19 protein-coding genes are annotated in these 21,156 nt (G+C 43.5%); 6 read left to right on the top strand and 13 right to left on the bottom strand.

The window, feature by feature from the left end:
- Nucleotides 1-19: 19 nt before the first annotated feature.
- Nucleotides 20-1,423, bottom strand: a complete 1,404-nt coding sequence (locus QWZ07_RS14605; RefSeq protein ID WP_192854629.1) for a methyl-accepting chemotaxis protein — start codon at nt 1,421-1,423, stop codon at nt 20-22.
- A gap of 88 nt (nt 1,424-1,511) precedes the next feature.
- Between QWZ07_RS14605 and yccX the strand changes: the two genes are divergently transcribed.
- Complete coding sequence (yccX, locus tag QWZ07_RS14600) at nt 1,512-1,799, top strand: acylphosphatase (RefSeq protein ID WP_102339095.1); 288 nt, start codon at nt 1,512-1,514, stop codon at nt 1,797-1,799.
- A gap of 47 nt (nt 1,800-1,846) precedes the next feature.
- Here the strand turns inward: yccX and QWZ07_RS14595 are convergent, their stop codons facing one another.
- The 6 genes from QWZ07_RS14595 to QWZ07_RS14570 form a co-directional block, all read right to left on the bottom strand.
- Nucleotides 1,847-2,176 (bottom strand): TusE/DsrC/DsvC family sulfur relay protein, encoded by a 330-nt coding sequence (locus tag QWZ07_RS14595; protein WP_192854627.1) that lies wholly within the window; start codon nt 2,174-2,176, stop codon nt 1,847-1,849.
- Between the two features lie 155 nt (nt 2,177-2,331).
- The gene (locus QWZ07_RS14590; RefSeq protein WP_017110713.1) at nt 2,332-2,997 is read right to left on the bottom strand and encodes a Bax inhibitor-1/YccA family protein; all 666 of its coding nucleotides are present in this window, start codon (nt 2,995-2,997) and stop codon (nt 2,332-2,334) included.
- 234 nt (nt 2,998-3,231) lie between these two features.
- On the bottom strand, nt 3,232-3,996 hold the full coding sequence (locus tag QWZ07_RS14585) for an amino acid ABC transporter ATP-binding protein (protein ID WP_009846639.1): 765 nt from the start codon (nt 3,994-3,996) through the stop codon (nt 3,232-3,234).
- A 22-nt stretch (nt 3,997-4,018) separates the two neighbouring features.
- Nucleotides 4,019-5,116: an amino acid ABC transporter permease gene (locus QWZ07_RS14580; RefSeq protein ID WP_065104242.1), complete on the bottom strand. Its 1,098-nt coding sequence runs from the start codon at nt 5,114-5,116 to the stop codon at nt 4,019-4,021.
- Nucleotide 5,117: 1 nt separating this feature from the next.
- Nucleotides 5,118-6,323 carry an amino acid ABC transporter permease gene (locus QWZ07_RS14575; RefSeq protein WP_192854625.1) on the bottom strand — a complete coding sequence of 402 codons (1,206 nt, stop codon included), beginning with the start codon at nt 6,321-6,323 and terminating at the stop codon, nt 5,118-5,120.
- 71 nt (nt 6,324-6,394) lie between these two features.
- A complete protein-coding gene (locus QWZ07_RS14570; protein ID WP_192854623.1) occupies nt 6,395-7,372 on the bottom strand; it encodes an amino acid ABC transporter substrate-binding protein in 978 nt (325 codons plus the stop codon).
- Between the two features lie 161 nt (nt 7,373-7,533).
- On the opposite strand from QWZ07_RS14570, the gene tnpA reads away from it, so the two are divergent.
- On the top strand, nt 7,534-7,971 hold the full coding sequence (gene tnpA / locus QWZ07_RS14565; protein ID WP_192854767.1) for an IS200/IS605 family transposase: 438 nt from the start codon (nt 7,534-7,536) through the stop codon (nt 7,969-7,971).
- Nucleotides 7,972-8,525: 554 nt separating this feature from the next.
- Nucleotides 8,526-9,467, top strand: a complete 942-nt coding sequence (locus QWZ07_RS14560; protein WP_192854209.1) for a precorrin-2 dehydrogenase/sirohydrochlorin ferrochelatase family protein — start codon at nt 8,526-8,528, stop codon at nt 9,465-9,467.
- Nucleotides 9,468-9,631: 164 nt separating this feature from the next.
- Here the strand turns inward: QWZ07_RS14560 and QWZ07_RS14555 are convergent, their stop codons facing one another.
- Both QWZ07_RS14555 and QWZ07_RS14550 read right to left on the bottom strand, forming a co-directional pair.
- Nucleotides 9,632-10,114, bottom strand: a complete 483-nt coding sequence (locus QWZ07_RS14555) for a YajQ family cyclic di-GMP-binding protein (protein WP_004733632.1) — start codon at nt 10,112-10,114, stop codon at nt 9,632-9,634.
- Nucleotides 10,115-10,126: 12 nt separating this feature from the next.
- Nucleotides 10,127-11,185, bottom strand: coding sequence for a 3-deoxy-7-phosphoheptulonate synthase (locus QWZ07_RS14550; RefSeq protein WP_017106999.1), 1,059 nt, complete (start codon nt 11,183-11,185; stop codon nt 10,127-10,129).
- A gap of 207 nt (nt 11,186-11,392) precedes the next feature.
- Between QWZ07_RS14550 and QWZ07_RS14545 the strand changes: the two genes are divergently transcribed.
- Complete coding sequence (locus QWZ07_RS14545) at nt 11,393-12,280, top strand: putative PEP-binding protein (RefSeq protein WP_102558602.1); 888 nt, start codon at nt 11,393-11,395, stop codon at nt 12,278-12,280.
- A gap of 135 nt (nt 12,281-12,415) precedes the next feature.
- Entirely contained in the window at nt 12,416-12,901 is a 486-nt protein-coding gene (locus tag QWZ07_RS14540) for a PaaI family thioesterase (protein ID WP_017082222.1), read from the top strand.
- A gap of 101 nt (nt 12,902-13,002) precedes the next feature.
- On the opposite strand, the gene QWZ07_RS14535 is transcribed toward QWZ07_RS14540, so the two are convergent.
- Nucleotides 13,003-14,358 (bottom strand): hypothetical protein, encoded by a 1,356-nt coding sequence (locus QWZ07_RS14535; protein ID WP_017106997.1) that lies wholly within the window; start codon nt 14,356-14,358, stop codon nt 13,003-13,005.
- 28 nt (nt 14,359-14,386) lie between these two features.
- Here QWZ07_RS14535 and QWZ07_RS14530 point away from each other — a divergent pair, with 28 nt between their 5' ends.
- Nucleotides 14,387-15,295 carry a CvfB family protein gene (locus QWZ07_RS14530; protein ID WP_192854208.1) on the top strand — a complete coding sequence of 303 codons (909 nt, stop codon included), beginning with the start codon at nt 14,387-14,389 and terminating at the stop codon, nt 15,293-15,295.
- A 293-nt stretch (nt 15,296-15,588) separates the two neighbouring features.
- On the opposite strand, the gene rsmF is transcribed toward QWZ07_RS14530, so the two are convergent.
- The 3 genes from rsmF to QWZ07_RS14515 form a co-directional block, all read right to left on the bottom strand.
- On the bottom strand, nt 15,589-17,010 hold the full coding sequence (gene rsmF / locus QWZ07_RS14525; protein ID WP_102518876.1) for a 16S rRNA (cytosine(1407)-C(5))-methyltransferase RsmF: 1,422 nt from the start codon (nt 17,008-17,010) through the stop codon (nt 15,589-15,591).
- Between the two features lie 149 nt (nt 17,011-17,159).
- On the bottom strand, nt 17,160-19,817 hold the full coding sequence (locus QWZ07_RS14520; RefSeq protein ID WP_192854207.1) for an MlaD family protein: 2,658 nt from the start codon (nt 19,815-19,817) through the stop codon (nt 17,160-17,162).
- Complete coding sequence (locus QWZ07_RS14515) at nt 19,804-21,126, bottom strand: paraquat-inducible protein A (protein ID WP_065104248.1); 1,323 nt, start codon at nt 21,124-21,126, stop codon at nt 19,804-19,806. The genes QWZ07_RS14520 and QWZ07_RS14515 overlap by 14 nt, the downstream gene beginning before the upstream one ends.
- Between the last annotated feature and the right edge of the window lie 30 nt (nt 21,127-21,156).

Genomic DNA, 21,156 nt, shown 5'->3' with positions numbered 1-21,156 from the left:
TATGTTCAGATCTTAATGATTACGCTTTCAGACCTGTTAGTAAGCCTTCCATGGTGTCGCTCTGCTTGCGCAGCTGATCGACATTGGAATTACTCTTACTGATCATTTCGCAAATGTTGTCTGATTGGTGACGAATTTCAGCAACGCTCTGTGCAATATTATCAGCAACCACACCTTGCTCTTCAGAGGCGGTCGCGATTTGGGTACTGCTGTCAGATATTGATTGATTCTTCTCAGCTAACGAGCCGATCTCAACGTTCACTTCTGACATCAGAGTTTGACCTTCATTCGCATTGTTAACCGTCACTTCCATCAGTTTGGTGAGAGATTGGCTGTTACGTTGTAATGATTCAATCATGCTTTGAATTTCGACAGTAGCTTGTTGCGTGCGTCCCGCAAGAGCGCGAACCTCATCAGCAACAACAGCAAAACCACGACCTTGTTCACCAGCTCGAGCCGCTTCGATAGCCGCGTTGAGAGCTAATAGGTTGGTCTGTTCTGAAATCCCATTAATGGTCGCGACCACTTCATCGATTTGTGCGGCGTTGGCATCAAGTTCTTCTACTGCTTGCGAAGCCGATTGGATCTCTTGAGATAAATTAGAGATAGACTCTAGCGTATTCGAAACCTTCAATTGTCCGCTTTGCGCTACACCACGAGCATCCATGGTTTGAGAGCTCGACTCATGAGCAAGCGTTGCGACTTCACGAATCGTCGCAGCCATTTGTTCTGTTGCACTTGCCAAGCTATTCAGGTGTTCTTGTTGATTACCTGAGATGTCTGAGCTTTGTTGTGTCGATTGGTTTAAGTCAGAACTGATTTGCTGCATGAGTGCGACAGACTCTTGAATCGATAACACCATGTTTTGTTCACGCTCTGCTACTTTATCAATAGTAATTGCGATTTCACTGAATTCATCACGAACGAGGAAGTAGTTCATACGACAGGTGAGATCGCCATTCGCCAACGTGCTTAATGCTTTGTTCATAGAGAACATCGCACCGCCAATGAACGTCATGATGTAATAAACGCCTAGCGCGATCAGGGATAGAGTAACGGCAATGATTGAAACTTGAGTCGCAGAGAGCGCTGACCAAAGGTTTTGATCGTGGTTGGCGATCAAGCTGAATGCACCGTTCATGACCGAGACTGAGCCAGCGCCATAACCTAGGGAGATGGTGTCAGAGTTACTGACAAGCTGTGCCACTTGGTCTTTGGTGAGTTGACCGGCCTCGATTAGTCCTTTCATCAAGAGCATCTCTTCTTGGTAAAGGTGGGCCAGTAAAGAGTCCGCAGCACTATCTAAAACAAGCGTTAAAATAACCAGGGCGAGAAGAGGTAATAAGAAGAGTAGATAGAACTTTTCTTGGATTTTTAGGTGAATGAGATATTTGTCAATCCAACGAAATGGGATTTCTTTCATAATCGTTATACTCGAAGTAATGCCACCGCCAAACGGTGATTGAATAGAGTCTCAACTATATCATTCATATAATTTATGAGGCAACGTTATGAAAAATTCACAATGTATATTTGTCGTATCAGGCCGAGTTCAATGTGTTGGCTTTCGTTATCACACAAGCAGGCAGGCGCGCGCCTTGAGTATTTCAGGCTATGCAATGAACTTAAACGATGGTTGTGTCGAAGTATTAGCGGTTGGGGATATGGAGCAGATAGAGAAGTTATACGCGTGGTTACAGTTAGGGCCTTCTAGCGCTACAGTAGACCAGGTTGTTAAGCATCGAATCAGTGAGACGGATAAGCGGACTGTTTCTGTTGGAGAGTTTAAAATACTGTAGCGCTGTTACTACAGTATTGACAGGTAGATCTTGTTAGCGGATGGAGCTTATAAACATTTCGTTGGCTTAGGTAAACCCGCTAACTTTGTTGCTTGTTTAGCTGGGCCTTTCTTGAACAATTTGAACAGGTATTTACTGTTACCTTTTTCAGGGCCGTGGGCTTTTTCCATTGCTTTAACGAGCATGCGAACAGCTGGAGAGGTCTTGAACTCTTCGTAAAAGCTTCTTACAAAATGGACGACTTCCAAGTGTGCTTCAGTCAGTTCAATCGCTTCGTCTTCAGCCAGGATTTCAATCATACCTTCTTCCCATTGTGTGTAGTCCAATAGGTAGCCTTGAGCGTCGGTTTCAATTTGTTTGCCGTTATATTCAAACATGTTTAGTCCAGAATCAGTTTAACTCAGTAAATAGGGTACATGACCACGTTTACCTTTCTCAAGAGATATTGTCGTTATCTATAGGAATATTGCATCTACAGATACAAAAAAGCCCAAGAGACAGGCTCTTGGGCTCGATTTTGAACGAACTATGATTAGTCGTTGCTGTTCATAATACCTAAGATACTTAGTAGGCTGATGAAGATGTTGTAGATCGAAACATACAAGCTAATAGTTGCTGAGATGTAGTTCGTTTCACCGCCACGGATGATGCTTTGCGTTGTTAGCAAGATAACACCAGTCGAGAACAGGATGAACATACCGCTCATTGCCAATGATAGTAGAGGCATCTGTAGGAAGATGTTTGCAACCATACCCACTAGCAGTACAACGAAACCAGCCATCAACATACCGTTAAGAAATGAAAGGTCGCGTTTAGTTGTTAGTGCGTAAGCTGATGCTGCCATAAAGGCAAGCGCAGTACCGCCAAGTGCAGTTAAGATGACATCACCCATACCTGCGCCGACATACATGTTTAAGATTGGACCGATCGTGTAGCCTAGGAAACCTGTAAACAGGAACGTAAACACAAGACCCATGCCGTTGTCACGGTTCTTTTCTGTTAGGAATAGTAGGCCGTAAAAACCAACCAGCATGATAATAAGACCAGGACGAGGAAGGTTCATCGCCATAGATACGCCTGCTACAACAGCAGACCAAAGTAGTGTCATAGACAGTAGTGCGTATGTGTTACGCAACACTTTATTGGTTTGCAGAGCATTCTCTTGAGTTGCTGTGCGTGAAAACATAGGGCTGTTCATAATCTTCCTCGTAAGGTGACTTCAATAGTTATTAGTACATTTATGGGGCTGAAAGTTCGAAAAATCAAGTCTTTCATTCCTTCTGTATACTTAAAATAATAATCAAAATAGTCGTTTAAGTGTTTCTCAAGATGTAACAAATTGTTACTAGTGTTTCATGTTTACAATTTTAAGAAGCTTTAATAACGAAGAGGCGACCGAAGCCGCCTCTGCCTATATCAGTATAGTATCACATTAATGGTGCAAGATTTGACTCAAGAAGTTCTGAGTTCGATCCGATTGTGGGTTCTCGAAGAAATCGACTGGGTTGTTTTCTTCGATAATTTCACCCGCATCCATAAAGATAACGCGGTCGGCAACTTCTTTAGCAAAGCCCATCTCGTGCGTTACACACAACATCGTCATGCCTTCTTCTGCAAGTTCGACCATTACATCGAGCACCTCACGTACCATTTCTGGATCGAGCGCTGATGTAGGTTCATCAAACAGCATAACTTGCGGGTTCATACATAAAGAACGAGCAATTGCCACACGTTGTTGTTGACCACCAGACAGTTGGCCTGGGAATTTATCCGCTTGCTCTGGTATTTTTACACGCTCGAGGAATTTCATCGCGATGGCTTCTGCTTCCTCTTTCGGCATCTTCTTCACCCAGATTGGTGCTAAGGTGCAGTTTTCTAATACCGTTAGGTGAGGGAACAAGTTGAAGTGCTGGAAACACATACCGACATCGCGGCGAACGGCTTCGATGTTTTTCAGGTCTTCCGTTAGCTCATTACCGGATACAAAGATATGGCCTTTTTGGTGCTCTTCTAGGCGGTTGATACAACGAATCATCGTTGACTTTCCTGAACCTGAAGGGCCACAAATAACGATCTTCTCGCCTTTTTTAACTTCCAAGTTGATGTTTTTAAGAACGTGGAACTCACCGTACCACTTGTTCATGTCCTTTAACTCGATCATAAGACCTTGAGAGTTGTTTTCTGTTTGCTGCGTCATAATACGTCCTTGATCTTGTTAATTATCGTTTGTGACCGGTGTGAAGTTTGTTTTCTAGCCAAATCGAGTATCTCGACATGCCAAAACAAAACACCCAGAACACTAACGCGACAAATACATAACTTTCTGTTGAGAAACCAAGCCATTCAGGGTCGGTATTCGCGGCTTGGCCAATCCCTAGTACATCAAACATACCGATAATCAAAACTAGACTGGTATCTTTGAACAAACCAATAAAGGTGTTCACAATTGAAGGGATTGTGATTTTTAGAGCTTGAGGCAGAATAATAAGCCCCGTTTTTTTCCAATAGCTTAACCCTAAGGCGTCAGCCGCTTCGTATTGACCTTTTGGTATCGCTTGTAAACCGCCACGGATTACTTCTGCCATGTAAGCTGCACTGAAGAGTACAACCCCAACAAGCGCTCTGATCAGTTTATCGGTTTCTGTCCCTTCTGATAGAAAGAGGGGAAGCATTACCGAGGCCATGAATAGAACCGTAATCAGCGGTACACCACGCCAAATCTCGATGTAAACGGTACACATACTGCGGATGATTGGCATCTCTGAACGTCGACCCAGTGCGAGTGCGACACCAATAGGCAGTGATACCACAATACCCACAAGCGCGATGATCAGTGTAACTAGCAATCCACCCCATTTATGTGTATCGACGACTTCTAGTCCGAAGATACCACCGTAAAGAAGACCAGCGATCAAGAAAGGGTAGATGTTTACAAAAAATAACCAAATCCAAGTACGCTTTGGTGTTCTTTCGTAGGCTAACAAAGCAACAAATATCGCTAGTGTGATATAGAATAAGCGTGGGCGCCACAGCTCAGCCTCAGGATAGAAGCCATACATGAATTGATCCCAGCGCACGCTAATAAACACCCAACAAGCGCCATCACTTGTACAAGCATCTCGTGTTGTTCCTATCCAATCAGCATTAATGAATGCCCAATCTGCTATCGCCCACAATAAAGTGAAAGCAAAATAAGCAAGCACCACAGTGACGACACTGTTAACTGGTCCATTAAATAGGTTCTTTCTTAACCAACCGACAGGCCCAACGGTATTCGCTGGAGGCGGAAGATCAGGTTGAAATTGATGTGTACTCATCTTATCTCTCCACTAACGCTACTTTGCGGTTGTATATGTTCATTAGAGCGGATGTTAATAGGCTTAGAGTCAGGTAGACGCCCATTGTCATCGCGATTACTTCGATAGCTTGTCCAGTTTGGTTCAATGTTGTTCCTGCAAATACAGACACAAGATCGGGATAACCAATGGCCATCGCAAGTGATGAGTTTTTGGTCAGGTTTAAATACTGACTGGTTAGTGGTGGGATAATAATTCTTAATGCTTGCGGAATAATGACTAGCTTAAGAGTTCTTGTTCGCGGGAGCCCTAGAGACATAGCAGCCTCTGTTTGCCCATGGTTTACCGCGTTGATACCTGAACGCACAATTTCAGCGATGAATGCAGCTGTGTAGATACTTAAAGCAAGCATCAATGCGGCAAGTTCAGGAATGATGCTAATACCACCTTTGAAATTAAATCCTTTTAAAACAGGGTATTCAGCAGAGATAGGCATGCCCATAACAAAGTACGTAACCAGTGGTAAACCCACAATGAGTGCTGCGGCAATACGCCCCATAGGTGTTTGCTGACCAGTTAATTTCTGCTTGTTGTTAGCCCAGATGTTGATAACAAACGTAGCGATGATACCGACAATTAGCGATGCGATAACAATGCTACTGCCTTGCTCCATGATAGGGGCAGGGAAGTACAGACCACGTACATTCAAGAAAATAGCTTCACCAAGGCTCATACTTTGACGAGCGGAAGGTAATGCTTGTAGAACGGCGAAATACCAAAAAAATATTTGTAGAAGAAGAGGGATATTTCGGAATATTTCTATGTAGACCGCCGCAAATCGGCTCACTAGCCAGTTTGAAGAAAGCCTAGCAATACCCATACTAAAGCCCAGTACCGTGGCTAGCATGATGCCTAGCACAGAAACTAAAGCGGTATTGAGAAGACCGATAAAGAAAGTACGACCGTATGAGAACGTTTCGTCGTATTCAATGAGAGTTAAGCCGATACCAAAACCAGCTTCTTGGGAGAGAAAATCAAAACCAGTGGCGATACCACGGGAATCTAAGTTAGTGAGTGCATTATTTACGATCGTGTAAAAGAAAGCACAGAGTGCTCCGACAGCGAGAATTTGGAAAATAACTGAGCGAAAAGTGGGGTTGTAAAAAAGGTTGGCACTTTTGGGCTGTGGCTTTGCCTGAGCTGGAGAAATAGTTTCATTAGGTTTCATACTGCTATAACCTCAAATCCATTTAATAAATAGGGCGGAAAAGTCCGCCCTAATTGATGCTTGGAAATTTATTAACGGATAGGTGGAGCGTACATAAAGCCGCCCGCATTCCATAGTGCGTTTACGCCACGAGAGATCTGTAGTGGTGAACCTGTACCAACAGTACGTTCGAAGCTCTCACCGTAGTTACCAACTTGTTTAATTACTTGGTAACCCCAATCGTCACGAATACCTAGCCCTTTACCTTTAGGACCGTCAACGCCAAGAATACGCTTGATGTTTGGATCTTTTGACTTAAGCATTTCATCAGCGTTCTTAGAAGAGATGCCGTACTCTTCCGCGTTAATCATCGCTGAAAGTGTCCATTTAGCGACGTTGAACCATTTGTCATCATCTTGACGAACAACAGGACCTAGTGGTTCTTTAGAGATGATTTCAGGAAGTACTTGCGCAGATTTAGGATCGGCTAGGTTCAAGCGAAGTGCATATAGGCCAGATTGGTCAGTTGTAAGAACATCACAACGACCCGCATCAAAACCTTTAGACGTTTGTGCTGCAGTATCAAATACTACTGGCTTGTAAGACATACCACTGTTACGGAAGTAATCAGCTAGGTTAAGTTCAGTCGTTGTACCTGATTGTACACATACTGAAGCACCATCAAGTTCTTGAGCACTTGTCAGGCCAAGTTCTTTCTTAACCATGAAGCCTTGACCATCGTAGTAGTTAACACCTACGAAGTTCAGACCTAGAGCAGTATCACGATGTAGTGTCCATGTTGTGTTACGAGATAGTACGTCGATTTCACCCGATTGAAGGGCAGTGAAACGTTCTTTCGCTGTTAAAGGTACATACTTAACTTTAGTCTTGTCACCGAGTACAGCCGCTGCAAGAGCTTGACAATACTCAACATCGATTCCTTCCCATTCACCTTTTGAGTTAGGGTTAGAGAACCCTGGAAGACCTGTACTTACACCACAAGTTAAAAATCCTTGAGATGTGACTTTGTCCAGAGTGCTTTCTGCCGCTGATGCTGATGTTGCCATCATCGCAGTTGATGCAGCTACTACTGAAGCAAGAAGTGTTAGTTTATTGGCTCCTCAAAACCACCGCCTAGGGCGGTGGTGATTGTTCCTTGAGGCTATAGCCTGAAGAAGTGCCCATGTTAGAAGTAACCTCTTATTCACCACAAGTAAGAGGAAACAACCACATGGGCGATTACAGAAGTTCATCACATGTCTATTGGCGTTGCAAATACCATATAGTTTGGACTCCAAAGTACAGATATAAGATTTTGAAAGATAAGGTAGGAAAGGAGCTTTATCGTTCAATCTATATTTTGTGCAATATGAAAGACTGCGAAGTTTTAGAATTAAATGTTCAACCAGATCATGTTCATCTTGTTGTCATTATTCCTCCCAAGTTATCAGTATCGAGTTTGTTAGGAGTTTTAAAAGGCCGAACAGCAATTCGACTTTTCAATAGATTCCCACATATACGTAAGAAATTATGGGGAAATCACTTTTGGGCTAGAGGGTATTTTGTAGATACGGTCGGTGTGAATGAAGAAGTCATTCGGCGATATGTACGACACCAAGATAAGCAGGACATAGAGTATGAACAACAATTACAGTTATTGAAGAACTGATAGCGCGGACGCCCCCTTTTAGGGGGTTATAAAGCAAAACCGCCTTCTAAGAAGGCGGATATTTTTTTGTCATTTGTATCCTTCCTTGTTAACCAGGTGACACCTGATACTCGTGCTCATTTGAGTTTTTCTATATGTGTTGCGCTTTCTAAGACCTTGTTACTCAAATCAAACTGGTTGCATTTTGCAAATGAAACTGTGTGCGATTTAAACAACTATTTATAAGGTTAGGAAAGGATCCGTACTTTCACAAATGTATAATTTAAAAAGAATTTTGAATGAAATCACAAATCCGAACACAATTAGAATGACCAAATGTTAACTTAATGTAAATAGTGCAGCGGTTCACACTGTTGGTGCAACGAGATTTAGATTTTTATATTGACAATTGACTAGATAAATATTCTGAATCAACATCACAATGATGAAACATTAAACTTCAGAAAGATTGAAATTTGGTGAATAAATATTTTTATTGCACTCGGATAGTTATTAATATGCTCCAAATTTGGTAGCATGGCTGAATAGTTATTGAAGTCATCTCAAGGAAGAACATGCGTTATTTCCCAATGTTTTTAGATGTAGAAAATAAGCCGATCTTAGTGGTGGGTGGGGGTGAGGTTGCTTGCCGAAAAGTAGATAGCTTGTTAAGAGCTGGGGCGGATGTCACTTTAGTATCCCCCAAGGTAGAGCCTTACTTAAAGCAGCTTGTTGATGATAATAAAGTCCATTGGGTTCAAAACTTTTATTCTTCGCAACTTATCTCGAAAAACTACTTACAAGTGTGGGCAACCACAGACAACCCAGACCTAAATCATCAAGTACATAATGATGCAAAAAAGTTGGGTATTCTTGTCAATGTGGTCGACGACTTACCCTACTGTGACTTCATCACTCCCTCAATGATAAATCGCGGAAGAATCCAAATTGCGATCTCAAGCGGGGGTGCATCACCTGTTTTGGTGAGAAATATTAGAGAAAAACTCGAAACCGTCTTGCCTCAGAATATTGGTTTGATCGCAGACTTTGGTGCATCAAAACGCAATTCGATTAAAGAGTCCTTTCCTACTGTTGATGAACGCCGCAAATTCTGGGAGCGATTTTTGTCTTCCAGTTTCATCAATCAAGTCACGGAGCGGGAGCAACTTGAAGCTTATTATCAGAAATCTTTGGCGGAACCTGTCGATAATGAAGGGCAAGTGACTTGGATTGAGTTCGAGCAAGATGTAGAACTTCTCTCAATGAAGGCGCTGCGCCTGATGCAAGAAGCAGAATTGGTGTTGTCACCTAAAGAGTGCCCATTTGATTACATTGACTTGTGCCGTAGAGACGCCGAGAGAGAGAGTTTCAGCGATAGTGGAGAGTTATCGACAAAGCTTGAGAAGGCAAGGGAAGAGAACTTACGTGTGTGTGTGTTTATTCCACCAGCAAGTGTTGAGTTCAATCTATTAGTCGGCAAAGACTTGAAACTGTCTTCCGCTAAAGTTATTAGCTAAGACTAGAACTATCTAGTTCAGCTCGTACTTACTTTACGATCCTTGAATAAAGTCTCTAGATAAATAAAAAGCCACTTCCCAAAGAAGTGGCTTTTTGCTATTTCGAACACGACATTGTGCTGATGAATGAGCAACCCAAATAAGCAGTCGCTAAAACTCAGAAATTAGTCGCGGAAGTTATCAAATTGGAAAGGTTGACCAAGTTCACCGCTACGAACTAAAGCCATAACTGCTTGTAGATCATCACGTTTCTTACCAGTTACACGAACTTTGTCGCCTTGGATAGACGCTTGAACCTTCACTTTGTTGTCTTTGATTAGCTTAACGATCTTCTTCGCTACATCAGTTTCGATGCCTTGCTTAAAGATAACCGTTTGGTGCCAAGTGCGACCTGTTTGGTCTGCTGCTTTCGCTTCCATCGCGTTCGGGTCAACGTTGCGCTTCGTTAAGTTGCTACGAAGAATGTCGCGCATCTGTTTTAGTTGGAAGTCATCTTGCGCTGTCAGTTTTACTGATTCGTCTTTGTAATCGAAGCTAGCTTCAACGCCACGGAAATCGAAACGAGTCGATAGCTCACGGTTTGCGTTGTCTACAGCGTTACGTAGTTCTACTGCTTCTACTTCAGAGATAATGTCAAATGATGGCATTGTGTTCGTTCCTTAAGCTAAATTTCTATCTTTAATTGCAGTTGCAAGCATGTCTAGCATGGTTGCAGTATCTTCCCAGCTTAGGCAAGGGTCAGTGATTGACTTACCGTATTCTAGGTTATTGATGTCAGTCATTGGCTGGTTACCTTCTTTAATGAAGCTTTCTGCCATGATGCCTGCAATTTGGTTTTTGTTAGATTTGATCTGTTCGCAAATGTCTTGTGCCACTTCTAACTGCTTACGATGCTGCTTTTGGCAGTTTGCGTGGCTGAAGTCGACAACTAAGCGCTCAGGAAGGTTAACTTCTGCCAGTTGCTTACATGCGTTCTCAACAGATTCAGCGTCAAAGTTAGGGCCTTTATCACCACCACGTAGAATAACGTGACCGTATGGGTTACCTGAAGTGCGGTAAACTGTCATACGACCATTCTTGTCTGGAGAATAGAAGTAGTGTGAAGCATGCGCAGCACGGATCGCATCAATTGCAATCTTGATGTTGCCATTGGTTGCGTTCTTGAAGCCTACTGGGCAAGAAAGTGCTGAAGCCATTTCACGGTGAATCTGAGATTCTGTCGTACGAGCGCCAATCGCGCCCCAAGTGATAAGGTCTGCAATGTACTGACCTGTGATCATATCAAGGAATTCAGTCGCGGTAGCTAGGCCAAGCTTGTTGATATCAAGCAGTAGTTTACGTGCTTTGTTTAAGCCAGTTTCAAGTGCGTATGAACCATCTAGATTCGGATCGGTAATCAAACCCTTCCAACCTACAATTGTACGAGGTTTCTCGAAGTAGGTTCTCATGACAACGAACAGTTCATCTTTATACTGGTCTTGAATCTGACTTAAGCGCTCAGCGTAATCAAGTGCCGCATCTGTATCGTGAACAGAACAAGGGCCAACGATAACTAATAGGCGGTCATCACGACCCGTTAGGATATCTTCGATTTGGCGGCGAGAGTTTTTAATGCGCTCAGCAACGTCGTCAGTAATAGGGTGTGCATTGCCTAATTCGGCAGGAGTTGGCATAGGACCCAGAGCTTGGGTTCTCAACTCATCAGTTTTTAATGGCATGTGATAGCTTTTTTATTCTATTGCGAAGTGGTTAAGATAACGGAATTGAACAGAGGAATAAACTCTCTTACGTCAAAGTTATCTCAGTTATTGCTAATATTCTTATTTTTATCAGCAGGCCAGCGTCAAATAGGGGATTTTCACTTGTATTAACAGGCAGCTATCGGTATTTTCGTTTGAACACAACATAAAAATGCTGGAGCAGCAATGACTCAAGAAAATCAAAGCACTTTGCACCCAGAACTTGTCTTAGGTGATGTGCTGCCTTCTTATAACGATAATAATAATTCCAACCACTTGTACGTTTCCCTGTCTGAATTGGTCATGGATCGTGTGTTCTATCATCCAAGTATTGAAAGCCACTTAGATACTTTGTCTGATATTGAGAAAACCTCTTTAGACGCTATTCTTGGTGATAAAAGTGTTGATGAACATTTTGTTTCAACCTTAGTTGTCGCTATTCAAGCTGCCGTTCAGCCAAACCATAATTCGGTTCGTGTTGCGTTGAGCAGTGCCGACAGCTATGGGTTCCGCTCTCTACTTGGCGGCAACTGCGAAGTTGAAGAAGTAAACCCGGCACTCGGTGTACGCGGCGTAGCGCGTTATGCGACACCAGAATACAGCAAGGCTTTTGCGCTAGAGTGTCAGGTGATCAAAACCCTGCGTGAGCAAGGTATCAACGTTGAAATCGTTGTTCCTTATGTTCGAGCACTGAGTGACGCCGCGAAAATCATTGATCTATTAGCTGAGCAAGGTTTACCACGCGGCTTGAATGGCCTAAAAGTGCTCTTCTCGTGTGATGTCCCTTCTGCCGTTCTTCTTAGTGAACGACTTCTGCATTACTTTGACGGTGCGGCGGTGAACGTTGATAGTCTGACTCAATTTGCGTTGGGTGTTGATAAGCAGAATGAAGCTCAGCAACATGCGTTTGACCCACAGAACGAAGCGGTGATTACGTTAATCTCTAGCATCGTAAAAGCGACTCAACACGCGAAGAAGCCTGTGCTAATCGTGACTCAAGGTTTGGTCGATTACCCAAGGCTTCAAGGGTATATTGCGGATCTGGAAGGGGTTGATACCGTCATTACGGCTTAATCTTCCCTTGTTGCAAGAGTTTGAAAATGAAGAGATATCATGGAGACGTGATATCTCTTTTTTGTAACATTTTTTTGACATCTCTATCGCTAACGGATTAACTGGTCTGATGACTGATTTGATTAGGTAATCCGAATGTTGACCCCTCTACAAAAAGCAAATTTCTATTTAAGTATGTTTGGCTTTTTCAAAGTGCCATTGATCTGGTTGTGTCGCCCAAAGCTACTCGCATTGGATAACCAACATGTTGAAGTGAAAATCCCTCTTAAAAGGCGAACGAAGAATCACCTTAATAGTATGTACTTTGGTGTGTTGGCTGTGGGTGCTGATGTCGCAGGCGGTTTTCTTGCCATGAGTAAGTCGCAGCAACAAGGTGAAAAAATCTCGCTGGCATTTAAAGAGGTGACGGGTAATTTTTTGAAGCGCCCTGAGGGAGATGTGCATTTTACGTGTAACGATGGAGAGCTGATCAATACCATGTTGGCTGAAACCATGTCGACTGGAGAGCGTGTTAACCAACCTGTGACCATTATCGCGACTTGTCCGTCTCTACATGGTGATGAACCGATGGCTGAATTCACGCTAACGCTTTCTATTAAGAAAGTGCCTTCTAGAAAGTAGCTAAAAGCTTTGTGGAAACACTAAGAAACGGTGAGAAATGAAAGAGCGGTATGTGGATTTCGTACCCACATACCTTATTTCGTACCCACATCCCCTAAAGACTATGACTCTTGAGTGATCTGCTCGATATCAACGATTTTTGAACGGTTCATTACGATTTTCCAACGATAATAAGTCGGTTCGCTATCATGATTGTTCTCTTTGATGATCAAGTTCAGCAGGTGACGTTTTTCTACTGACTCACGACTTACTTGACCTTCATTTAGTCGATATACGTTATTTGAACCCTTATCCATCAAACGAGTGAGAGCTCTCAGGCTGACAGACAGTGTTTCACGCGTCTCTTCGTAACCACTCATAAACGTCGATGTCGACATTTCGGTTTGGGAACGATAATGCAAAATTTGTTCTTCACGCTGAACAACTCGCTTCTTACGAATCAACTGAATTTTGTCCGCTAACTTAGAGAAATTGGCGTAATCCAACCATTCAAGTTTATGACCGACTGACTTATTTGTTGTCGGGTCAAAGTAGCGACGCTTCCACTTTGGTTTTCCTTTACGGAGCCAACGCCAAAGTATATCCCTTAAATCATCCTTGAAGATTTCACGCAAAGCGTAGATGAATGACATGGATACGATGAAAGACGCGGTAATCTCTCCTAGGAAGTCACGAGCCAATATGACGGTCGTGGTAACCACCACCATGACTAAGCCCGTGGCAATGCCTTTAACGGCTCTCTTCACGTTCTTACCCATTGATGTCGTCTTTTCTTTAAGGACGATAGGGTGCTCAATCAAACGACGCAGCAATCGCATCTTGTTGCTCAAACGAGTGACATCTTCTCGAACCTTGGCTGAGTTGTATCGATTCAGCTTGCGGTGGGCAGTTTCTTTATCACAAAGCGTTAATAGGCGCTCTTTGATGGTGGAATATTCACTGCCGCGTGGCATATGGGAAACCAGTGATAAGAACTTCTGCTCTGTGTACCAAGATAGGTAGTTATCTATATTGGCATAGTAACGTTTAAGGTTTTCTTCATAAGGAATGCTTCGGCGCAGTTTCTTTAATATATCGAGAGCCAGTTCGATGACTTCATCTACTTCATCAGCCGTGACATTGTCACTCTCATTTTTATTCAAGCTGCTGACGGCTTTGTCTAGCGCGATAACATATTGATAAGCGAACAAACTCAAACTGACACGATACTGCGTGATGGAGAGTCGACCACGTTTTGCTAAACGGCTGTGTACTAGAGGTAGCAGCGTTTTATCACTGTAGTAAGCGCGTTTCTGAGTAATTGAACTGTAGAAAAATGCGCTTTCAGAAAGGACTTCAGGCGTCAGTCCGAGTTCACCGGGAATGAATAGATAAACGTCCATATCGAGCTTTTTTGTCTTAGCCATCGCATGGTTAATTTTAAGTGTTATCGCATCTTGTTTATCAACGGTGATCAACGATGTCTCCTAGAATATAAAAATATGAATGAAACTAGCGAAAGCATATCAGAGATCACGTATAATCACCGCCAAATTTAAAGTAGAGACAATCTTGATGATTAATATTGGTCAAATAAACAACCTAGAAGTAGTAAAACAAGCAGACTTCGGTGTATTCCTTGACGCTAGCGACTATGGAACGGTGTTGCTGCCGAAACGATTTACTCCTGAAGGTGTTGAAATTGGTCAAAAGCTAGATGTTTTCTTATACATTGATTCTGACAACCAGATCGCTGCAACCACTGAAAAACCTATAGCTCAAGTAGGGCAGTTTGGTTTGATGACAGTTGAAGGTGTAAACAGCACCGGTGCATTCATGAGCTGGGGTGTGAAAGGCAAAGATCTTCTGGTTCCTTTCAGCGAGCAGCGTGGCCGTTTAAACGAAGGTCAGTCAATCTTAGTATATGTGTATATCGATAAAGCATCGAGCCGTATTGTTGGAACAACTAAGTTCAACAAATGGTTAGACAACACGCCTGCGACTTATAAGCAAAACGAACAAGTTGATCTTATCATCGCTGAGCGCAGCCAATTGGGCTACAAAGCGATCGTTAATGGCGAACACTGGGGAATGATTTTCCCATCAGACATTATTGGTAAGCTATTCATTGGTAAATCACTAAAAGGCTACATCAAAAACATTCGTGAAGAAGACGGTAAGATTGACTTGTCTCTTCAAAAAATCGGTGTTGCGAAGATGGATGACTTGAGCACTAAGATTCTAGATCTGCTTGAGAAGAAAGGCGGCTTTTTACCACTGAACGACAAGTCTTCACCTGAAGCGATTTTCACGGCATTCAGAACCAGTAAAGGTACGTTCAAAAAGACCATCGGTGGTCTGTACAAGTCAGGTAAAATCTCTATTGATAAAGAAGGCATTCGCTTAGCAGAATAAGCGAGCCTCTCGGTTAAAAAAAAGCCCAAACTTTCCTGTTTGGGCTTAGGGGAAAGGGCTCCGAAGAGCCTACGCTAATCGTTGTAATTCTTTGTCTGATAGACGGAAGTCTAGTTTAAATTTCTCGATATGCGATTTTCCATAACGCAAATAGTGACTTGAATTGATGTTTATGTAATTAAGCGTTGATTCGACATTGTTTTAATCGTACCGAGTTATCTGATGTGAATAGAAAAAGCCCAAACAATTTACGTTGTTTGGGCTTTTTGTTTATTCGCATGCTTTAAGCATAATTAGAACAGGTTCTTATCGCGTACTAGCTCTCGCGGTAAACCGTTCTTCACTCGGTTGCCAACCCACTTACCAAGGCCAATGATCGCACCGTTGTATTTAACCAGCACTTCGCCTTTACCTGACAAGCCTTCTGGGCGAACATCTCGTCCCATAAACCATTCACGTGCGTCTTCAATATTCAGATCTACAATGTTGGCTTCGTTGCCCGTTGCGAGCGTTGTCGCTACCTGATGCTGCCAGCGGTAGCCTTTCTTATGGGTCTCTGCGATCTTAATGCCCATACGAGAGAAACGGAATTCACCAATCATCGGCTCTAGTGCTTCAGGGAATAGCCAAACGTCTTTGTCACGAATCCATACCTGAGTGTCACTTGGTAACTCGATATCCAGTGCGCCTAAAAGCTGATCAGCGACTTCTTGCTGCGCTTTCTTATTGGCTTTTTCAAATGGGAATTTACCCAAACGCTTTTTCACTTCTGGTGGCGTCACAGAAGCAAGTTTACGAATACGTGCAACGAAGAAACCTTCCGAGTCATAAACCTGCGGGAAGATGTGAAGAAAGCCTTCTTCAGTCGTCGTCGCTTTTGCATTGTCGAATAAGTTTTCTAAAGACTCGAACTCAACCGCGTCACCAAAGGTTTCTTTTAGGTGATGACATACTTGTTGGTTCTCTTCGGTACTTAATGTACAGGTTGAGTAAACCAACACACCGTTAGGTTTAAGAGCGTGAAACGCACTTTCAATCAGATCTTTTTGAGTGTCAGCAATATCGACCACAGACTGATAAGTCCAGTTTTTCATTGCATCGGCGTCTTTACGAATCGTACCTTCACCAGAGCAGGGAGCGTCTAACAACACAGCATCAAATTGCTCTGGTAGCCAACCGCCGAAGACTCTGCCATCAAAGTTACTTAGGGCTGCATTACGCACGCCACAGCGCTCGATGTTGGCGTGAAGGACTTTCACTCGGCTTGCTGCGTATTCATTAGCAACCAGTACGCCACGGTTATCCATCAAGGCCGCTATTTGAGTCGTTTTTGAGCCGGGCGCAGCAGCTGTGTCTAACACGGCTTGATAATTCTCTTCACCTTGGAATAGAGCTGACGGTGGCATCATCGAGCTGGCTTCTTGAATGTAGAATAGGCCAGACATGTGCTCTGCTGTGTTGCCTAAAGGCGCTTCACTTTCATCTGCAGTAATCCAAAAACCCGTTTCACACCAAGGTACTGGTTCCAGTTCCCAACCTTTGTCTTTCGCGCGTACGAGGAAATCTTCAACACTGATCTTCAGTGTGTTCACTCGAATACTTTTACGAAGTGGCTTTTGACAAGAAGCGACAAATGAAGCCATATCTAGATGGCTTGGCATGATGCCTTCAATATGAGTCAGGAATTCTTCTGGGATATATACGTTAGCGTGCAAAAGGGTATCTCGATTTATAGCGTTAATGCGCGCAGTTTAAAGCAAAATGAGATTGTCCTAAACCAAATTTGCTTCAAACAATAAAAATGCAGCCGTTTGGCTGCATTTTAAGTTGAATCGTGTGTGTTTCAGTGTAGAAACTTAGTTCACTAAGGGCGAGGTATGGCGGTTCTCCAAGATTTCCATTCATCTTCGGCTTGAGGATATAAATAGAAAGATTGGTCTTCTTCTGCCAACGGTTGGAGTTCATTCGTTGGTGGCGTTGAGAAAGTAATCCCGCCTCTTAACAAGCTATCTACTGTACCAGCCTTGATGTTTGCACCAGATAAACCGATTGAGACATCAACACCTGACACATTCCAAAAAACGCTGTTTGAGCGAATCAGATAGGCGAATTCAGGTTTGATCTGAATGGTTGAGATAATACGGTCAGCGAATTCACCTAGCTGTACGTCAATTACAGAACCAATCTCTAGTTCTCTGAATAGAATTGGTGTGCCTTCAGATACCGAACCTCTTGTTTCACTCTGCAACGTAAACACTTTGCCTTCAGGTTGAACGGGGCCTTGGCTGAGCTTAAATGCCGTGGTTTTTTCGCCTTTTCCTGGTTCTACATTGATGTGTTTAGAGAGTAGTGCCGATACGTTTTTGATACCGTTTAGGCCGATCTCCGGTTCTGCTAACCAAAAGTGGCTGTTTGCGACGGCTATTTTCTCCACGTATTCCGGTAAAACGCGAGCGGTAATTTCGATACCACCTTTGTTAAAGTTCGGAATCACGAGAGTCACTTCACCAACCGTTACGCCCTGATACTTGATCGCCATGCCCTTGCTGACTTCTTGGTCGCCAGAAGAGGTGATGGTAATCGCACGGCCAAACTTTCTTGCAGATTTCGAATCGGCGTATAGCTTCCAGACGTTGCCAAGCTTATTGTCGATTCCTGGTAGTGAATCAAAGGCAATACCGCCTTGAATCAGCGTTTTAACCGGCGCAGCTTTAATGCTGATACCTGATAAAGAAGCATCGACTTCAACACCTGATCGGTTCCAGAATACCGTGTGCTTGTTGATCAAGTGTGTGTAACGGTTTTCGATAGTTACTTCGATTCTTACGCCACCATCGGCAAGCTGAAAGTTAGAAATACTACCGACTTGAAGGTTACGGTAGAGCAGAGGACTTCCTTTCGAGATAGAAGGCAGTTCACTGGCAAACAACGACATCTTTTTAGAACCAGTTTGATTAAACTTCGCGATCTCTGCTAATGACTTACTTTGGAATAATTGATAGTTAGAGCGAGACTTACTGTTGCCTTCACTTACAAAGCTAATAGACCCACTCAACAGCTGTTTGGCTGGCGGGACAGTGACGCTTAACCCTGACTCTGTAAGCTCTGCCGTTGCACTGCCTGTCACGAAGAAGCGGTTATTGCTTTTGATAAGGTGTGCATATTGGTTGTCGATCAGCGCATCCATGAATACTTCATGCTTGTCGCTACCGGTTCCAACACTTTCAACCAGCCCAACATCAATGATTGAACCAACGGCTATGCCTTTATAAAGCAATTGGGTTCCGACATCCAAACCAAATGAATTGTTGGAGGTCAGGCGAATCGCAACAGACTTTTCTTGCTCCTGACTGAATTCGTTCTTGCGGATAGCGGTAAATCGGCGAGATTTCTCACCTTCACCGGGTACTAATGTTAGGAAGTTACCTGTCACTAAGTTAGCAAGGTTTTTCATACCCGTTAGAGATAGTTCAGCCTCTTCTAGAACGAATTTACTTCCGCTGTTCAAAAAGTCACTGAATGCAGGTTGAATAGCGGCAGAAGCGACGACGTTTTCACGACCTTTGCTCAACGATAGATCGGTAACCTGACCGATTTCGATGCCTCGGTACATGATAGGTGCGCCAGTTGCGCTGATCTTGTTGTCGTCTGGTACTGCTATCTTGATTGAGATACCACGACCCGCGGTTTTTAAGTCAGGGTAGAGCTTAAATTCGGTGTTCATCTCAACTGGCTGGCCTTCTCCCGGAGAGTCGACCGCAATGGAGCCGCCAAGTAGGGCACTTAAGCTCTCTAAACGTACGTCAACACCAGAGAAGCCGATACTCGCCCCCAAACCGCTTACATTCCAAAAACGACTTTGGTCGGTAATGATATGGCTGTATTCGTCTTTGATGGCCGCTTGAATGGTTACCGACTTAGCATTCTCATTGAGTTGATAGTTATAAACTTCACCAATCGGGATCTTGCGGTAAACAATTTGTGAACCGACAGATACGCCGCCAAGGTCTTTGGTCGTCAACGATATATTGAGACCTTCGGAAGCCAATAAGTCAGAAGGTGACGATTCCAAGGCGTGAAACACCGTTTCTGGTTTCTCTTTGGTATCACTAGGGTGAATCGCAATATAGTTACCCGAAACTAGGGCGTCTAAACCAGAAATGCCAGATAGGCTTGCTGTTGGTTTCACTAGCCAGAAACGCGTTCCCTTTGAAAGAAGCTTTTGAGCCTCAGGATAGATGTCAGCATCAACATAAATACTTGAGAGGTCTTTGGACAACGTGATATCTCGAACCATACCCACTTCTAAACCTTGATAGCGAATCGTGGTTCGTCCTGCGACTAACCCCGCGGCATCCGAGAAGTAGATCTGCACACGTTGTCCTGCATCGTGTACTGACTTCATAACCAGCCAACCAGCAAGTGCTACGGTTAGAATCGGCAGAATCCACAAAGGCGAGATCCCTTTGTTTTTTCTAACTTCTGGTGAATATGACGTTTGTGATTGGTTATTGTTGTTCATTCACTGACTCATCTTTAGAGGTGTGGTTATCCCAAATTAGCCTAGGATCTAAGCTTTCCGCTGCCAGCATTGTCATAACAACAACGACACCGAAAGCCACAGCACCATAACCTGGTGTAAAGTTTAAAATTTGTCCACGGTCGACCAATGTCATCATGATCGAAATAACGAAGAGATCCATCACCGACCATTTACCTACCCATTTCACGATGAAATAGATGGTCATTCTTTGCCTGTGATAGCGTGCTCGTTTCATTTGAATACAAAGTAATATGTAGGTAAGCCCGAGAATCTTGGCCACTGGAACCACGATACTCGCAATAAAGATAATCGCTGCGATGCCGTACATATCCGTATTGATGAGTGAGGCGACACCCGAAATGATCGTGTCTTCTAGCCTTTGTCCGTTAGTGATTACGATCGAAATTGGAATCACGTTCGCTGGTATTATGGCAACGGAAGCCGCAAATAACAGTGCCCAAGTCTTTTGTATAGAGTATGGCTTGCGGTGATACAAGTCATGGTGACAACGTACACAAGCGTCACCTTCAGGCTGAGATAGATGACAGTTGTGACAGTGAACATTTTTGCTTTCTGTAAAAGAGTAGTCTGATTCTTTCGCCCAAGCTTCCCAGTAACGTCGCACACTAATGCGGCTCACCAGTAGAACGCTGAATAACTGCAGTAGAATCAATCCAATTAAACCGGGGCCAACAAAAATATCGGAATAGTCTTGTAGTTTGAAACACGAGATAGCCACACTCACCAAAAACACATCCAACATCATCCAGTGCTTTAAGGTTTGGATAATCGTTAATGAGTAGCGAAATGGTGTGAAAATCTTAAAACGCAATGATGCGTGTGTGATGAGCACAGAAGTACAAACAAGAAACGGCGCGATAGAGCTACAGAATAAAATGAGTAACCCAAGCAGTGGGAAGCCTTCTCCCATTAAGGTAAAAACACCCGATGGCAGTGTAGCTGGTATCATTACGCCAATCAGGCGGATACTGATGAAATCAAAGAAATGAGAAGGAATAAATAGCAATAAACAGGTGACTGCGATGGCAAGGTTTCCAGAGAGGCTAGGTGTGCCTCCGCGGTATAATTGAGTTCCGCACCTAGGGCAGTAAGCTGACTTCCCATGTGGGATGTCCATCTTGTCTATTGGAAGTTCACAGCCTTGGCATAGTCGTACAGAACTGCTGTCGCACAAGTGCTTACCTTGTGGTTGTCCGGACGATGGTTGATCGCTTGGTAACGAATCAGCGGTGACAGGATGAGAGGGGGAGGTCACAAGACCTCCCAAGTTGAAGCATTGGTCAAAACATCGAAATGA

This window comes from Vibrio lentus, from assembly GCF_030409755.1.
GTDB lineage: Bacteria > Pseudomonadota > Gammaproteobacteria > Enterobacterales > Vibrionaceae > Vibrio > Vibrio lentus.
This window is presented reverse-complemented; position numbering and strand designations above follow the sequence as displayed.

Excerpts from the sequence above, each read along its gene's own strand:
- QWZ07_RS14605 (WP_192854629.1), bottom strand. The coding sequence starts at position 1,423 with ATGAAAGAAATCCCATTTCGTTGGATTGACAAATATCTCATTCACCTA.
- yccX (WP_102339095.1), top strand. The coding sequence starts at position 1,512 with ATGAAAAATTCACAATGTATATTTGTCGTATCAGGCCGAGTTCAATGT.
- QWZ07_RS14595 (WP_192854627.1), bottom strand. The coding sequence starts at position 2,176 with ATGTTTGAATATAACGGCAAACAAATTGAAACCGACGCTCAAGGCTAC.
- QWZ07_RS14590 (WP_017110713.1), bottom strand. The coding sequence starts at position 2,997 with ATGAACAGCCCTATGTTTTCACGCACAGCAACTCAAGAGAATGCTCTG.
- QWZ07_RS14585 (WP_009846639.1), bottom strand. The coding sequence starts at position 3,996 with ATGACGCAGCAAACAGAAAACAACTCTCAAGGTCTTATGATCGAGTTA.
- QWZ07_RS14580 (WP_065104242.1), bottom strand. The coding sequence starts at position 5,116 with ATGAGTACACATCAATTTCAACCTGATCTTCCGCCTCCAGCGAATACC.
- QWZ07_RS14575 (WP_192854625.1), bottom strand. The coding sequence starts at position 6,323 with ATGAAACCTAATGAAACTATTTCTCCAGCTCAGGCAAAGCCACAGCCC.
- QWZ07_RS14570 (WP_192854623.1), bottom strand. The coding sequence starts at position 7,372 with ATGATGGCAACATCAGCATCAGCGGCAGAAAGCACTCTGGACAAAGTC.
- tnpA (WP_192854767.1), top strand. The coding sequence starts at position 7,534 with ATGGGCGATTACAGAAGTTCATCACATGTCTATTGGCGTTGCAAATAC.
- QWZ07_RS14560 (WP_192854209.1), top strand. The coding sequence starts at position 8,526 with ATGCGTTATTTCCCAATGTTTTTAGATGTAGAAAATAAGCCGATCTTA.
- QWZ07_RS14555 (WP_004733632.1), bottom strand. The coding sequence starts at position 10,114 with ATGCCATCATTTGACATTATCTCTGAAGTAGAAGCAGTAGAACTACGT.
- QWZ07_RS14550 (WP_017106999.1), bottom strand. The coding sequence starts at position 11,185 with ATGCCATTAAAAACTGATGAGTTGAGAACCCAAGCTCTGGGTCCTATG.
- QWZ07_RS14545 (WP_102558602.1), top strand. The coding sequence starts at position 11,393 with ATGACTCAAGAAAATCAAAGCACTTTGCACCCAGAACTTGTCTTAGGT.
- QWZ07_RS14540 (WP_017082222.1), top strand. The coding sequence starts at position 12,416 with ATGTTGACCCCTCTACAAAAAGCAAATTTCTATTTAAGTATGTTTGGC.
- QWZ07_RS14530 (WP_192854208.1), top strand. The coding sequence starts at position 14,387 with ATGAAACTAGCGAAAGCATATCAGAGATCACGTATAATCACCGCCAAA.
- QWZ07_RS14520 (WP_192854207.1), bottom strand. The coding sequence starts at position 19,817 with ATGAACAACAATAACCAATCACAAACGTCATATTCACCAGAAGTTAGA.